The following is a 13,874-nucleotide window of genomic DNA, read 5'->3' as shown; positions in this document are numbered from 1 at the left end:
GGAATTCTTCTTTTTTTACATGATGGAGAAGTTCAATAAAGAATAAACTCTGCAATTATCGTTCTCGAAAATACGTGGTAAGGAAATCTACTGTTGAAAATCTGCTTTTATAGAAGATCTGTGATCAGGATTGGAATATCTGCTTGTAATCATGTTTTTCACCCTTCCGTCTTTATCAGCTCTCGCTGATAAAGCCACCTTCCCTTAAAAAAGGGAAGGAACCAATTGTAGAAATCAATCCTGGCTTTGAGAGCCTCTCATAATATTCTAAGAAGTACCTCGAAAATGGCAATTATCAGCACTAGACCCTATATGTATTTAAAATCTCACAGGCGCTATGGGAAGAGGAGTTTGAAGAACGGAAATTATTTTTTTTAAAGTTGAAGTTTTCACTCTTCTGCGTGAGGGATAGGAGCGGCTACCGTGTAGCGCGGATAGCCCGGCCCGAAGGGCACGCCCAAATAAAAAATAGAATTAAATATATTATAAGTTCTTTTTAAAAAGGGAATAATAATTCCATAATCCTTATATTAATTTAAATAAATATGGGAATTATAGCTTTATGAAAATTGCAACCTATAATGTTAATGGAATTAATGCAAGACTGCCGGTCTTGTTGCGCTGGCTGGAATATTCCAAACCTGATATTGTCTGCCTTCAGGAGTTAAAAGCTCCCGATGAAAAAATCCCCAAAAAAGCTATTGAAGATGCTGGTTATAATGCGATTTGGTTTGGGCAAAAGAGGTGGAATGGAGTAGCTATTCTGGCACGTGACCTGGAAATAAACGAAGTGATGCGCGGTCTTCCTGGTGATCCTGATGATGAGCAAAGCAGGTATATTGAAGCTCTTGTTGGCGATATTCTTGTCGCCTGCCTGTATCTGCCAAACGGAAATCCTGCTCCAGGACCAAAATATGACTATAAACTACGTTGGTATGAGCGACTGAGCTCACGTGCTGCGGAACTTCTTGAGATGGAAACTCCGGTAGTTGTTGTAGGTGACTATAATGTAATGCCTACCGATTTGGATGTATATAAACCGGAACGTTGGGAGGATGATGCTTTATTTAGGCCAGAAGTTCGTCTGGCGTTCAAAAATCTTGTGGAGCAGGGATGGACTGATGCAATACGGAAGTTATATCCCGATGAAGTAATTTATACTTTTTATGACTATTTCCGAAATGCATTTGCTCGCGATGCCGGTTTGCGTATAGATCATTTTTTACTGAGTCCGCAACTGGATAAAAACCTTATGGATGGAGGGGTTGATAGAGATGTGCGTGGCTGGGAAAAAACCAGTGATCATGTACCGGTATGGATAGAGCTGAAGTGAGAGATTTACTGAAGAAATCACCTTTCAGCTTTTTATGAAATCTTCAAAGTCTGTAAAGAAGGATTCCATCTTCAGCATATTCTCAGCCAGAAAGTTTTGAACTTTTGGCCAGTCGTCTTTACTATGGACACTTACATTATCAAACTGAACATAAACCCGGGACACTGTTTTACCTTCGGGCAAAGCATAATTTTCTTCAAATTGCGCCTGGGGCAGGTATTCTTCTTTCAGGATTTTCTTCAGTGAAAGAAGTTTTTCATAATAATATTCCTGAATTACCTCGTCTGCAGAGGCAACATCCATAGCAACCTGGGCAAATTTTCTGTTAAAAGTAAATTTCAACTGAACTTCCTTGATTTTTGTGTTGTACAGAATCCATTGTTGCTCATATTTTCTTCCGAAGCTTGTCCAGAATTCTTGAGTCAGTTTTTTCGATTCTTCCCTGCTAAACATTTATAAAAAATTTTTTCCGAAGAAATTATTCACGAATTAAATCAAATAAAATATGCTAGTAATATTCCCAAGATTACAATCGCAAGTTTGGATGCATTAAAAGTGTGATTCTTGGCAGATTCAAATAAAATTGTGGTAGAAACGTGTAAAAAGATACCAATAACCATTGCATTAATATAAACTGAATACTGATTAAGAACTTCAAGGTTTTTCTGCAGCCAGCTTCCAAGTGGTGTCATTAAACCGAAAATTGTCAAAAAAAGAACAACCTTTATTTTGCTAATTTTCGACCTTATAAGAAAAACCGCAAGGATCGCCGCTACGGGAATTTTATGGATGACGACCCCGTGCAAAAGATGCCCGCTGTGATTAATAGGAAAACCTTCCAAAAGTGCGTGCAGGCTCAAACTTACCAGCAAGAGAACAGGAAAAGTACCGGTATTGTCATTGTGGTGCATGTGACCATGCTCTACTCCTTTGGAAACAAATTCCAGAATGATTTGGAGCAAAAGTCCCAACATTATAAATATTCCAATTTCTGAAGAGCCGCTGGAATAGACTTCCGGCAACAATTCAAATACTGTTACAGAAAGCAGATAAGCTCCACTAAAGGAAAGTAATAACTGAAAACCAGTAGAGGAGGAGGGTTTTAAGAATAATGAAATTATGTAACCTGCAAAAACCGAAAGTAAGGGTAATATATAAATCATTTAATTTATTCAAGGTTGGTTGAGTTCCGGGCTTATTACTTTCAGCTTTGAACAGATTATTATAATGGGCAAAATTAACGTATTTTTGCGGTTCTTTAAAAAATGTGATATGGGAAATAATTTTAAGATGATCGCCAAGACAATGTTTGGTTTTGAACCCCTGGTTGCTAAGGAATTGAGGGATCTTGGTGCGATGGATATAAAGGAAGGAACAAGAAATGTAAGTTTTACAGGCGATAACGGCTTTATGTACAAAGCAAATTTATGTCTGCGTACAGCGATCAAGGTTTTAAAGCCTTACAAAAGCTTCAAAATATATTCTGAAGAGGATCTCTATAAAAGTATTTATGCCCTGCCATGGGAAGAATTTATGGATGTAGACGATACGCTTGCCATAGATGCGACCGTACATTCTGAAACTTTTACACATTCAAAGTATATTTCCCTGAAAACCAAGGATGCAATTGTTGACAGGTTTAGAGATAAATTTGGTAAGCGACCAGATGTAGACCTGGATTTTCCAACTTTGCGTCTTAATATCCATATTGAAGGGAACTTTTGTGATGTAAGTTTCGACAGTTCCGGACAGTCTTTGCACAAGCGCGGTTACAAAACAGCGACAAACATCGCTCCTATAAATGAAGTTTTGGCTGCCGGCATGTTATTGCAGTCGGGATGGAACGGCCAAAGCGATTTTCTGGATCCTATGTGTGGTAGTGGAACTCTGCTAATAGAAGCTGCCATGATTGCGTGTAATATTCCTCCAAATCTAAACCGAAAAGAATTTGCGTTTGAAAGGTGGAAGGATTGGGATGCAGATCTTTTCGAGAAGATTGAAGAATCTGTATTAAAGAAAGTTCGGGAATTCCATTTTACTATAAAGGGTTACGATACCTCCCCTTCAGCAGTGCACAAAGCGATCGATAACGTTGAAAACGCAAACCTTTCAGAATTTATTAAGATAGAAAGACAGGATTTCTTTGAAAGTGAAAAGGAAAATGACCGACATCTGCATATGGTCTTTAATCCGCCATATGGAGAGCGTTTGGAGATCGATATGCCTGCATTTTACAAGAGAATTGGTGATACCCTGAAACAAAATTACCCCGGTACGCAGGCGTGGTTTATCACTTCTAACCTGGAAGCAATTAAGCATGTTGGTTTGCGCCCTTCACGAAAAATCAAGATGTACAACGGTGCTTTGGAATCAAAACTTCTGAAATACGAGATATATGAAGGCACAAAGAAGGTACATAAACAGCAGGATTAAAGGTTAGCTGAGTTTAAAATTGAATGCATACCTCAAAGAGAGTGCTTTTTTGAAGGATTAGTTTTTTAGAGGTCGATAATTGGCATTTTAGGGCATCGACCTTTTTCAGGTAAATTTGAGGCTATGGTGCTGCTCAAATATATATCCACAATTTGCGAACTGAATTTTACTTCTTGTAGAATGGTAGTAAGTACGAAATGGAATAACCATAGCCTACACCAAATTGGCTGTCATCATAGGTGCGGTTAAAGCCGGGAATGCTAAGGTTATCGAAACCTGAAGGCGTATTTTGGCCAATCCTGCGCTTAAGCTGCACATTGGCAGAAAGAAAAAGATTATTTAGTACTTCTACCTTTATACCTGCCATTAATTCGATCCAATTGGCTGTTAAACCTGTGGTTTCACCATTTTCCGGAGTTCTGGTATCAGGTTCAAAATAAGGAGTCGTTGTATATATAGTATATTCTTCCAATTCCTGGGAAAAAGTGGCGAAGCCATAGCGGATACCTACAAAAATGCTGTTCTGCATATCCTGCCAATTTTCGTAAGCGTTGTAGTCTGCTCCAATTTTGGCATAACTCCCAGAAGAAGTTGCTCGTATTAAACCTTCATCGAAAGTAATTTGCTCATTGCCAATTTCAGCAGCAGCATAATAATTGTCATAAACACGATAATCCCCTAGCAGCTCGAAGCCACGATAATCCTCCTGAAAGGCCGTACGCAGTAACTTGCTTATGTCCGCACCAACCCTTAAACCGTATTTTTCTTTATACTCAATGCTGTCCTGGGGTTGTTCCGTTTGAGCTGTTACGGGATTAGAATACAACAACAGGATAAGACTAATAGTAAAAAGATATGTGGGCGTTATTTTCATTTTCAACTTCTTCTTGTTCAATGACATAGTCTAAAATCCAGGCACCATCTTCACCAGGATCAATTCTGGCATTCAATCCAGAATAATTTACTTTAAAGGAGCAGGCCCTGTTAAGATAAATCTCTTCCCTGGCGTAGTAAAAATCAATAATGTCAGTATTATTTTGTTCTACCGGACTATCTGGATCTTCTTCTTCAGCATAATTAAAGGTAAACTCGTAAGAAGTAATATCCTGATCTGTTCTTAACGGAATTGCAATACTATCGCGGTTAACGTTCAGCATAAAAACTGAAGTATCTTCTACAGCTTTTATCCTCAGATTTATTGGGGCTTGCGGAGTTTCCCTGTCCTCAATATCATAAAATCTCATAACGAGCAGCGAAGTAGTTTGGGAACTGGCCGCACAAATATCATCCCGTTGGCATCCGGCAAAAACCAGAATTGAAGCCAAAGCGATAAAAATTGTTTCGGAATAAAATGATTTCATCTTTTATTATGTTGTTCATTAGAAAAGAATATAAGTTCTTTTCCGGCCGGTTTATCTCCTTTCCAAACAAACCACATTTTCCACGTGGAAGGTTTGGGGGAACATATCTACCGGCTGCACTTTTGTTACTTTATAATGTTCATCCAACATTTCCAGATCGCGGGCCTGCGTGGCAGAATTACAACTTACATACACGATCCGCTGCGGCAATATACCAATAATTTGGGCTACAACATCTTTGTGCATACCGTCCCTTGGCGGATCGGTAATTATAACGTCCGGATTACCATGTTTATTGATGAAATCTTGGGTAAAAACCTTTCTCATGTCTCCCGCGAAAAACTGTGTATTTTCGATGTTATTGCGTTCGGCATTTTCTTTGGCATCTTTAATTGCTTCAGGCACAGCTTCTACACCAATGACTTTTTTTGCTTTTGCCGCTACAAACTGAGCAATAGTCCCGGTTCCCGTATAAAGATCATATACAATTTCATCTCCCTTTAAATCAGCAAAATCTCTTGTGATTTTATATAATTCGTAAGCCTGTGCGGAATTTGTCTGGTAGAAAGATTTTGCGTTAATCTTGAATTTAAGGCCTTCCATTTCTTCAAAGATATGGTCGCGACCATGGTAACAGATCACCTCCTGATCATAAATTGTATCATTTCCTTTGGAATTTATCACGTACTGAAGGGAAGTGATTTCAGGAAACTCCGCAAGAATATTGTCCAGCAAAAACTCCCTCTTTTCTTTATCTTCTTCAAAAAGCTGAAGCAGCACCATAATTTCTCCGGTGGAAGAGGTGCGAATCATTAATGTGCGCAAAAATCCTGATTGCTCCCGGGCGTTAAAGAATTGCATGTCATTTTCTGTAGCAAAAATCTTTATAAAATTCCGGATAGCATTACTGGGATCTTCCTGAAGATGACATTTTTTGATGTCCAGGATCTTATCCCACATTCCGGGGATATGGAAACCCAATGCATTTTTACTGTCAAAATCTTTCCCGCTCTGGATTTCTTCCATAGTAAGCCATCTGCTGTCACTAAAAGAGAATTCCATTTTATTCCTGTAGAAGTAGATTTCTTTGCTGCCAAGAATAGGAGTCGTTTCCGGAAGTTCTACTTTGCCAATCCGGCGTAAGTTGTTTTCAATTTCCTGCTGTTTATACTCCAGTTGGTATTTATAGTCCATAAATTGCCATTTGCAGCCTCCGCAGGTGCCAAAATGCTGGCAAACAGGCTCGACCCTTTTACTGGAATATTCATGGAAATTAACCGCTGTACCCTGGTAATAGGATTTTCTTTTTTTTATCGTCTGGATATCTGCCACATCGCCGGGAACGGCATTATTAATAAAAATCACCTTCCCGTCTGGCGCTTTACCAATGCTTTTACCTTTTGCACCGGCGTCTATAATTTCAACTGCTTCAAAAAGCTTGTTCTTTTTCTTTCTACCCATGCCGCAAAAATAGGATAAAAGCTAAGATTTATTGGGGCTCATATTGAAAATTTCAGCAAACATTTAGTAATTTGCGAAGATTCAAAATCAGGATGATTTCTCTCCGATTTCCGATAAATTCAGCGGTACAAGAAGGAATTGAAGAAGTAAATGATATAAAAGAATTAGAAATGCCATTAAAGGAAATTAAATCTTCAGAAGAAGCGATTAAATTGGAAGACAAGCATGGAGCGCACAATTATCATCCGTTGCCGGCCGTTTTGAGCAAAGGTGAGGGAGTTCATGTTTGGGATGTTGAAGGAAATAAATATTATGATTTTCTCTCTGCATATTCTGCTGTGAATCAGGGGCATTGCCACCCAAGGATTATCGATGCGCTTTCTCAACAGGCTGCTAAACTAACGCTGACTTCAAGAGCCTTTCATAATGACGTCTTAGGACCTTTTGAAGAATATGCGACTGAGTATTTTGGTTTTGATAAGCTGCTGCCAATGAATACCGGTGCAGAGGCTGTGGAAACAGCTATTAAGCTTGCCAGGAAATGGGCATATGAAACAAAAGGCGTACAGGAAACTGAAGCGCAGATTGTTGTTTGTGAAAATAACTTCCACGGAAGAACAACTACTATTATATCCTTTTCTAATGATGAAGGAGCAAGAAAGAACTTTGGACCTTACACCCCGGGATTTCTTAAAATTCCTTATGATGATGTAGATGCACTTGAAAAGGTGCTTGAAGAAAATGAAAACATTGCCGGGTTCCTGGTTGAACCTATACAGGGTGAAGCTGGGGTATATGTGCCTTCTCAAGGTTATCTGGAAAGAACAAAGGCACTTTGCGAAAAGCATAACGTTCTTTTTATTGCAGATGAAGTACAAACAGGAATTGCCCGTACCGGAAAATTACTTGCAGTAGATCACGAAAATGTAAAACCTGATATACTTATTCTTGGGAAAGCAATTTCCGGCGGAGTGTATCCTGTTTCTGCCGTTCTCGCAGATGATAAGGTGATGAATGTAATAAAACCGGGTCAGCATGGTTCTACTTTTGGAGGAAATCCTCTGGCCTGCGCTGTCGCTCATGCGGCGCTGGAGGTAATCCATGATGAAAAACTTGCTGAAAATGCTGAGAAATTAGGTGGATTATTCAGAAGGTTGTTGGATGATTATATTCGCGATTCTAATATTGTAAACGAAGTGCGTGGTAAAGGTCTTTTAAATGCAATTTTAATTAACGATTCTCCCGAGAGTACTACTGCCTGGGATATTTGTGTTGCTTTAAAGGAAAACGGACTTTTGGCGAAGCCAACTCATGGTAATATTATTCGTTTTGCACCACCATTGGTAATGAACGAAGAGCAGCTAAGGGATTGTGTAGATATTATTACAGATACACTGAAGCAGTTTGAAAAATAATCGGTTGCGAGAATTACAATAAAATTAAGCTGTCTTATTTATTTGAGGCAGCTTTTTATTTTACGGCTGCAGCTGCTTTTTTGTAAGGATTTTGCAATTATTAAGTAGTGTAATTGAGACTTATGAGTCATAAATTCAAAGGAGTATAACCAGCAGCAAAACTGGCATTTACCACCATCATTGAAGAATTGATTCCCGGGGGATCACCCGATTAAAATCATCTGTAGAGTGATTGAACAATTCAACATTCAGCCATTGATCAAAGCTTATAGTAAAGATAGGCCATCCAGCTACTATCCAAAGATGATGTTGAAGGTGATGTTTATACTTATCTTGACAAGATCTATTCCAGCCGGAAGATAGGAAGCCATGCGTGAGATTATTAACTTCATGTGGCTCTCCAATAGGTAAGTGGCCAATCATAAAACCATTGCACATTTTAAGGAAACCGGGAGGAGCTATTTTCAGAAATAGGGGAGTAAAAACTAAAAAATGAACGGCAGATGTAGAGCCGGTATTTGCTCATATAAATACAATCGAAAGTTTTAAAGATTACCCACCGTGGACTGGAGAATTCGGATTATACGCCCTGGCATCCACTATTAGAAAGAAGAGTGCGCAGGAAACACTCATCTTTTAATTTTGTTGGGGAAATTCCTGGTTAATATTAACATGCAGAGAAAAAAATAAAAACAAAAGTCCGTTCCAGTTTGATACATGAGACGGCTTATATTTTTGGATATCTCTTTCACTACTTTACCTGCTCATAAAAAAGTCCGGGACCATCACATGCCCACCAGCTGCTAAGTAAAGTTTCACCATCGCTGCTAAAGTAGAGGTATTCTGTAGGTGCACCATGGCAATTTCCTATTAGTTCATTTTCTTCTGAATAGGACAAATTATAAACCAGTCCATCTTCATTGGTATCGGTTTCAAAACTTCCCGAAGCTTCTACTATTTTGTTATTTCGTTCCCGGTGTTTAGTAAATGTCCCATTGGCATTAAAGAGGTAGTATTCCTGCCATTCCATTTCATCTCCTATAGTTTCTGAACCTGCAAAGCTTCCGGTCATTTTTACCAGTTCCCATTTTTGAGCATCTGTGGCAAATACATCAGCTTTGTCAATTTCTTTTTGTTTTTCATCACAGGAAAATAAAATTGTAGCTGTTACTACTACAAGTAGAGAGATTTTTTTCATGATTATAGTTCTATTGGTACATTAATAAGATGCATTCTAAGAAGAAAGGTTGCGTCAGGAGAAGGATTTAATGCAATTTGGTTAACAGAAAAAAGTGCATGTCGAAATTTGCCAATTTTGGTGCTTCATTCTGAAGAAGGATTCAAAAATATTTCTGTTGAAAATATGCCAGAGTTTCTACCTTCCCGTTTATTCTCTTTAGAAAAAAGAGCACGTCAAAATTTGCCAATTTTCGTCCTTCATTTCGATTTTTGCTATGGAATATTCAGTAAAAAGAAAATTTCAGTTGGCGAGCTTCTTAAAAAGTCAATGCCGAAATTTGCCAATTTTCGGACCTTATTTTGCAGCAGGGTTAAAAAAAGATTTGTTATTCAGAAAAAATTCTATGAAGTTTCCTGCCAAACTTTCTGAAGCACCTCAAGGAAAGATTCTGATGCCTGAGCTCCTGAAACGGCATATTTACTATTGAAAACGAAGAAAGGAACCCCTCGGACTCCGATTTTTTGTGCCTGCATTTCATCTTCTTTTACTGCAGCGACAAAAACTGAAGCATTTAATGCTTCTTTTGCCTCTGTTTCTGCTATTCCGACAGATTTGGCAATTCCAATAAGCACTTCTTCATCATCAATGTTTTTTGCTTCTTTAAAATGTGCTTCAAAAAGGGCTTCTTCTAACTGGTTTGCCAGATCTTTTGTTTTTGCCAGTTGAATTAAAAGATGTGCTTTAAAAGAATTGGCTACTATAGAAGTTTTGAGGTTCATTTCCAGTCCAGTTTCCGTAGCCATTCTACGTGCACCGTCAAACATTTCCCCCGCCTGTTCTTTCGTCACATTTTTTGCTTTTACGAAATAATCGAGTGCGGAAATTTCCGGCTGCGTCTCTATATTGGGATCAAGCTGAAAACTATGCCATACGACATTTACCCGTTGCTTCTCAGGAAACTTTTCCAGAGCACCTTCGAACCGGCGCTTTCCTATATAGCAAAAAGGACACCGCACATCTGACCATATATCTACTTGTATCATAACTTTTATTTTGCTTAAAATGGCATTTTGACCCGATTTTTATCTTGTCTAAAATAGCACGGTAAATTAGCTTTCTTCAAGAATCTTCCGCAGGTCTTCAATGGAAATAGGTTTTACAAGGTAATTGCTAACCCTATTATAGGACTTCGCCCTGTTAATATCCTCAGGATTTATGGAGGAGGTAACGATATATATGGTGATCTCATTTTCAGCAGGAATCTGGGTAAATTCATCTAAAAACTGCCATCCATCCATAATGGGCATATTTAAATCGAGTAGAATAATATCGGGTAATTTTTCTTTAGCAATTATTATGGATTTTAGACCATTAATGGCTTCTTCACCATTATGGTAAACCATAAAGCTATTACAAAAGTCGGAGAACTGCATGATCTTTTTTGCTCCAAACACAAAAATAGGATCATCATCAATTATACAGGCAATATCAATTTTCTTCATATTTTAAATATAGCTTAAATATTGTTCCTTTACCAACTTCACTTTCTACTTCTATTTTTCCTCCAATAGCTTCAATCTGGTTTTTTGTGATAAAAAGCCCGATTCCGCGTGCGTCTTTATGGTGATGAAATGTATTGTACATCCCGAATAATTTACTTTCATACTTTTTAAGATCTATCCCCAGGCCATTATCTTCAATTTTTAGAATTGTAAATTGTTGATTTTTCTTTGCATGAAGTTTAATATAGCTTTTTCTGTCCGGGGATCTGTATTTGATTCCGTTAGTAAGAAAATTAAGCAGAATGCTCTCTACATATGCGGGTATTCCAAGTATTTCAAAATTGGCGTCAACATTATTAATGATTTCAAGGTTTACTTCTTTCGAAAGCGCAGAAACGTTCTTCGTTGCTCTGTTAATAGCATTCTGCAGGTTAATGGGAAGTAAATTTTCAGCTACTTTAGTATTCATTAGAACAACTTCATTAAGGTGGGCGACCGTTTCCTTCAAATTATCTGAAGCCGTACCCAGTAACTGTACTATTTCATTCTCGGCTGCCTCTGGATGGTCCTGTTTATAAAGATCCAGTAACATCCCAAAATTCCCGGAGTGGGAACGCAGGTTGTGCGATACTATATGGGCAAAATTCCGAAGGCGCTGGTTTTGGTCTTTCGTTAATTCCAGTAAAGATTTGACCTCCTGTTCTACTTTTTTTATTTCACTAATATCTGCAGCCACCCCCAGGTAACCAATAATGTCATCATTGTCGCGTATTGCTGTAAAAGTGAGCTGGACCGGAAACTGTGTGCCATCTTTCCTTACATAGGTCCACTCCCTGGTATCGTACTCGCCTCTTTTGGCCAAAGCGGCAAAAATTTCCCAACCCTTAATGTCCCGACCAAAGTGTGCGCTGAGTTCTTTGCTTATTTCCTCTATTTCTTCCGGAAGATGAATAAGGGCAGGGGATCTTTTTCCTTCCATTTCCTCTCTGGGGTAACCTAGTAAGTTTTCGGCTCCACGATTAAAATTTGTAATTATACCATTAGTGCCGGTACTTATTACACTCACCTGGCTACTTGCTTCAAAAATTCCTTTTAATTGTGCGAGTGCATGCTGTAATTTTTGCTCGGCATTTCTTCTTCTGGTAATATCGGTGATATGAGAAACGAAATAAAGTGGTTTGCTTTTTGTATTTCTTACAATTGAAACTGCAAGTATAATATTTATCTGGTATCCTTCTTTATGAATGTACCTCTTCTCCATCTGATAATTATTACCCTTCCCCGAAACCAGGTGCTGTAAATTTTCCAGATCTTTATTTAAGTCTTCTGGATGAGTAATGTCCTGAAATGTTAAATTTATAAGCTCATCCTGCGTGTAACCAACAATATCACACAGGGCTTCATTCACTTCTATCCATTCTCCTTTAAGCCCTACTATGGCCATTCCAATAGCGGCATTCTCAAAATTTCCACGAAAGGTTTGTTCGCTTATTCTTAGTTTATCCTCGGTTTCTTTTCTAGATGTGATATCGTGCATCGCCACAACGGCTCCCCGCACATTTCCGTTAGCATCTTTTAACTGCGATCCATTTACACTTACAAGCTTGGAATCACCACTACGTTTTTTAATAAGTATTTCTTCATTTTCGACCTTTCCGGTCCAGAGGGTTTTTAATAAAGGTATATCCTTTTCTTTTAACATGGTTTTACCATCTGTAGAAAAGAGTCCGTAGTATTCAGAATATTCTGAAGTAGCGATATTTTCAAGAGGGATGCCGTGCAATTTTTTTGTAGCCTTGTTGAAGGAAGTCAGCCTTCCATTTTTGTCACAGGAAATAATACCCACTTCTACATTGTCCAGGATAGTTTGCATTAAGACCTGTTTTTCCAGGTTTTCCTTTTCAGCAGATTTTAAAGGGGTAATATCATTGGTATACACAAGAATACCACCTATCTGGTTGTTATAATTATACCAAGGCCTTACTTCCCAACTCAACCATTTTTCTTTTCCGTTTGCATCTAAATACCAGTCTTCCTCACTTTTTTTTACAGCACCTTGCAGGGCCTGGCTGTGAATCTCACGCCACTCTTCCTTTATGTAAGGACATAATTCGTAATGGCATTTTCCTATTAGTTCTCCAGCTTCAATTTTATTTTCCTCCAGCCACTTTTGGGAAGCTGCGAGATAATTCATATCCTTATCAAACATGGCAATTGCACTGGGCGCCTGGTCAATAAACAATTGGTTTCGCTCAAACTCTTTTTTTCTCTGGGTAATTTCTTCATGAAAACCTGTCATCCATTCAGGTTTTCCATCAGCAGTCCAGCTTACGACTTTTCCTTTGTCCAATACCCAAATCCATTCCCCCGCTTTGTTTTTCATTCGGGCTTCACCTTCATAAAATTCGGTTTCTCCGGCAAAATGCTTTTTGAAAAGGAGGTCACATTTTTCCATATCTTCAGGATGTGCAAATCTCTTCCATGTATCTGCAGAGGTGGGCTGGATTTCATCCAACCTGTAACCAAGGACGTTTGCCCAGCGCTCATTGAACTTGGCTTCTCCGGTTTGAACATTCCATTCCCAGGCGCCAATATTTGTTCCCTCTATAATATGTTCATAACGCTGAAGCTCCTGTATGAGCTGTTGATTTTTATTCTGAAATCTGGTTATATCTATTAAACCTATAAGGAGCAGGGGATTTTTATTTTGCGCACTTATAATGGTGGTGCGACATTTCATCCAGACAGGGTACCCTGCGGTACTCTGGAATTTTATAATTTCGGAATCATTAGTTGAAGTGAAATTTAGCCAATTTTCGACCTTTTGAAGATCTTCAGAAATTATAAAATCCTGCCAGCAAAAATTTTGAGAGTCGTGTTCCTGATTAATTCCAAGTACTTCACGAAACTTTGGATTCATCCAACAAATTACAGGATTTTGAAGATCGATTATCCAGGTGCCATCCCTGGAATTTTCCTGAATAAAATCAAAAACAAACTCATTCTCCCTGACGTTTTGATAAAGGGAATCCTTTAATTTTTTCTGTTGTTTCTCTTGGTTTTTATGTGAAGTGGTTAACTTCTGAGCTTTGGGGAATCTTGCTCTCATGCAATTGAATGTTAGGGCATAAAAGTAAGAATTTTTACTGATAATTAACTTTCTATTAACACTAAATGTACCAGTACTTC

Annotated in this window: 13 protein-coding genes; 3 read left to right on the top strand and 10 right to left on the bottom strand. The window is 38.4% G+C overall.

The window, feature by feature from the left end:
* Nucleotides 1–562 precede the first annotated feature (562 nt).
* Nucleotides 563–1,333: an exodeoxyribonuclease III gene (gene xth, locus RM541_RS15780; protein WP_311501094.1), complete on the top strand. Its 771-nt coding sequence runs from the start codon at nt 563–565 to the stop codon at nt 1,331–1,333.
* Nucleotides 1,334–1,357: 24 nt separating this feature from the next.
* Here xth and RM541_RS15775 read toward each other — a convergent pair whose 3' ends face one another.
* Both RM541_RS15775 and RM541_RS15770 read right to left on the bottom strand, forming a co-directional pair.
* Nucleotides 1,358–1,786 (bottom strand): DUF4268 domain-containing protein, encoded by a 429-nt coding sequence (locus tag RM541_RS15775; RefSeq protein WP_311501093.1) that lies wholly within the window; start codon nt 1,784–1,786, stop codon nt 1,358–1,360.
* 41 nt (nt 1,787–1,827) lie between these two features.
* On the bottom strand, nt 1,828–2,496 hold the full coding sequence (locus RM541_RS15770) for a ZIP family metal transporter (protein WP_311501092.1): 669 nt from the start codon (nt 2,494–2,496) through the stop codon (nt 1,828–1,830).
* Nucleotides 2,497–2,605: 109 nt separating this feature from the next.
* On the opposite strand from RM541_RS15770, the gene RM541_RS15765 reads away from it, so the two are divergent.
* On the top strand, nt 2,606–3,766 hold the full coding sequence (locus RM541_RS15765) for a THUMP domain-containing class I SAM-dependent RNA methyltransferase (protein ID WP_311501091.1): 1,161 nt from the start codon (nt 2,606–2,608) through the stop codon (nt 3,764–3,766).
* 166 nt (nt 3,767–3,932) lie between these two features.
* Here the strand turns inward: RM541_RS15765 and RM541_RS15760 are convergent, their stop codons facing one another.
* The 3 genes from RM541_RS15760 to rlmD are packed head-to-tail and all read right to left on the bottom strand — an operon-like array spanning nt 3,933 to nt 6,588.
* On the bottom strand, nt 3,933–4,640 hold the full coding sequence (locus RM541_RS15760) for a DUF6048 family protein (protein ID WP_311501090.1): 708 nt from the start codon (nt 4,638–4,640) through the stop codon (nt 3,933–3,935).
* Nucleotides 4,606–5,127 (bottom strand): DUF6452 family protein, encoded by a 522-nt coding sequence (locus tag RM541_RS15755; RefSeq protein ID WP_311501089.1) that lies wholly within the window; start codon nt 5,125–5,127, stop codon nt 4,606–4,608. The genes RM541_RS15760 and RM541_RS15755 overlap by 35 nt, the downstream gene beginning before the upstream one ends.
* A 51-nt stretch (nt 5,128–5,178) precedes the next feature.
* Nucleotides 5,179–6,588, bottom strand: coding sequence for a 23S rRNA (uracil(1939)-C(5))-methyltransferase RlmD (rlmD, locus tag RM541_RS15750; protein WP_311501088.1), 1,410 nt, complete (start codon nt 6,586–6,588; stop codon nt 5,179–5,181).
* A gap of 170 nt (nt 6,589–6,758) precedes the next feature.
* On the opposite strand from rlmD, the gene rocD reads away from it, so the two are divergent.
* Entirely contained in the window at nt 6,759–8,003 is a 1,245-nt protein-coding gene (gene rocD / locus RM541_RS15745) for an ornithine--oxo-acid transaminase (protein WP_311501099.1), read from the top strand.
* Nucleotides 8,004–8,180: 177 nt separating this feature from the next.
* Here rocD and RM541_RS15740 read toward each other — a convergent pair whose 3' ends face one another.
* The 5 genes from RM541_RS15740 to RM541_RS15720 form a co-directional block, all read right to left on the bottom strand.
* Nucleotides 8,181–8,426, bottom strand: a complete 246-nt coding sequence (locus RM541_RS15740; RefSeq protein ID WP_311501087.1) for a hypothetical protein — start codon at nt 8,424–8,426, stop codon at nt 8,181–8,183.
* 328 nt (nt 8,427–8,754) lie between these two features.
* Entirely contained in the window at nt 8,755–9,201 is a 447-nt protein-coding gene (locus RM541_RS15735; RefSeq protein WP_311501086.1) for a hypothetical protein, read from the bottom strand.
* Between the two features lie 383 nt (nt 9,202–9,584).
* Entirely contained in the window at nt 9,585–10,226 is a 642-nt protein-coding gene (locus RM541_RS15730; protein ID WP_311501085.1) for a DsbA family oxidoreductase, read from the bottom strand.
* A gap of 66 nt (nt 10,227–10,292) precedes the next feature.
* Complete coding sequence (locus RM541_RS15725) at nt 10,293–10,685, bottom strand: response regulator (RefSeq protein ID WP_311501084.1); 393 nt, start codon at nt 10,683–10,685, stop codon at nt 10,293–10,295.
* Nucleotides 10,672–13,794 (bottom strand): PAS domain-containing protein, encoded by a 3,123-nt coding sequence (locus RM541_RS15720; RefSeq protein WP_311501083.1) that lies wholly within the window; start codon nt 13,792–13,794, stop codon nt 10,672–10,674. Before RM541_RS15720 ends, RM541_RS15725 begins: the two co-directional genes overlap by 14 nt.
* Between the last annotated feature and the right edge of the window lie 80 nt (nt 13,795–13,874).

Origin of the sequence: Autumnicola psychrophila (assembly GCF_031846645.1) — a bacterium.
In the GTDB taxonomy this organism is placed as follows: domain Bacteria; phylum Bacteroidota; class Bacteroidia; order Flavobacteriales; family Flavobacteriaceae; genus Autumnicola; species Autumnicola psychrophila.
The sequence above is the reverse complement of the archived record's forward strand: the minus strand, read 5'-3'. Positions and strand labels throughout refer to the sequence as shown.

What these genes read in the sequence shown, in the direction of transcription:
- RM541_RS15735 (WP_311501086.1), bottom strand. Translation starts at nt 9,201, where the DNA reads ATGAAAAAAATCTCTCTACTTGTAGTAGTAACAGCTACAATTTTATTT.
- RM541_RS15720 (WP_311501083.1), bottom strand. Translation starts at nt 13,794, where the DNA reads ATGAGAGCAAGATTCCCCAAAGCTCAGAAGTTAACCACTTCACATAAA.
- rlmD (WP_311501088.1), bottom strand. Translation starts at nt 6,588, where the DNA reads ATGGGTAGAAAGAAAAAGAACAAGCTTTTTGAAGCAGTTGAAATTATA.
- xth (WP_311501094.1), top strand. Translation starts at nt 563, where the DNA reads ATGAAAATTGCAACCTATAATGTTAATGGAATTAATGCAAGACTGCCG.
- RM541_RS15765 (WP_311501091.1), top strand. Translation starts at nt 2,606, where the DNA reads ATGGGAAATAATTTTAAGATGATCGCCAAGACAATGTTTGGTTTTGAA.
- RM541_RS15730 (WP_311501085.1), bottom strand. Translation starts at nt 10,226, where the DNA reads ATGATACAAGTAGATATATGGTCAGATGTGCGGTGTCCTTTTTGCTAT.
- rocD (WP_311501099.1), top strand. Translation starts at nt 6,759, where the DNA reads ATGCCATTAAAGGAAATTAAATCTTCAGAAGAAGCGATTAAATTGGAA.
- RM541_RS15725 (WP_311501084.1), bottom strand. Translation starts at nt 10,685, where the DNA reads ATGAAGAAAATTGATATTGCCTGTATAATTGATGATGATCCTATTTTT.
- RM541_RS15770 (WP_311501092.1), bottom strand. Translation starts at nt 2,496, where the DNA reads ATGATTTATATATTACCCTTACTTTCGGTTTTTGCAGGTTACATAATT.
- RM541_RS15740 (WP_311501087.1), bottom strand. Translation starts at nt 8,426, where the DNA reads ATGATTGGCCACTTACCTATTGGAGAGCCACATGAAGTTAATAATCTC.
- RM541_RS15775 (WP_311501093.1), bottom strand. Translation starts at nt 1,786, where the DNA reads ATGTTTAGCAGGGAAGAATCGAAAAAACTGACTCAAGAATTCTGGACA.
- RM541_RS15760 (WP_311501090.1), bottom strand. Translation starts at nt 4,640, where the DNA reads ATGAAAATAACGCCCACATATCTTTTTACTATTAGTCTTATCCTGTTG.
- RM541_RS15755 (WP_311501089.1), bottom strand. Translation starts at nt 5,127, where the DNA reads ATGAAATCATTTTATTCCGAAACAATTTTTATCGCTTTGGCTTCAATT.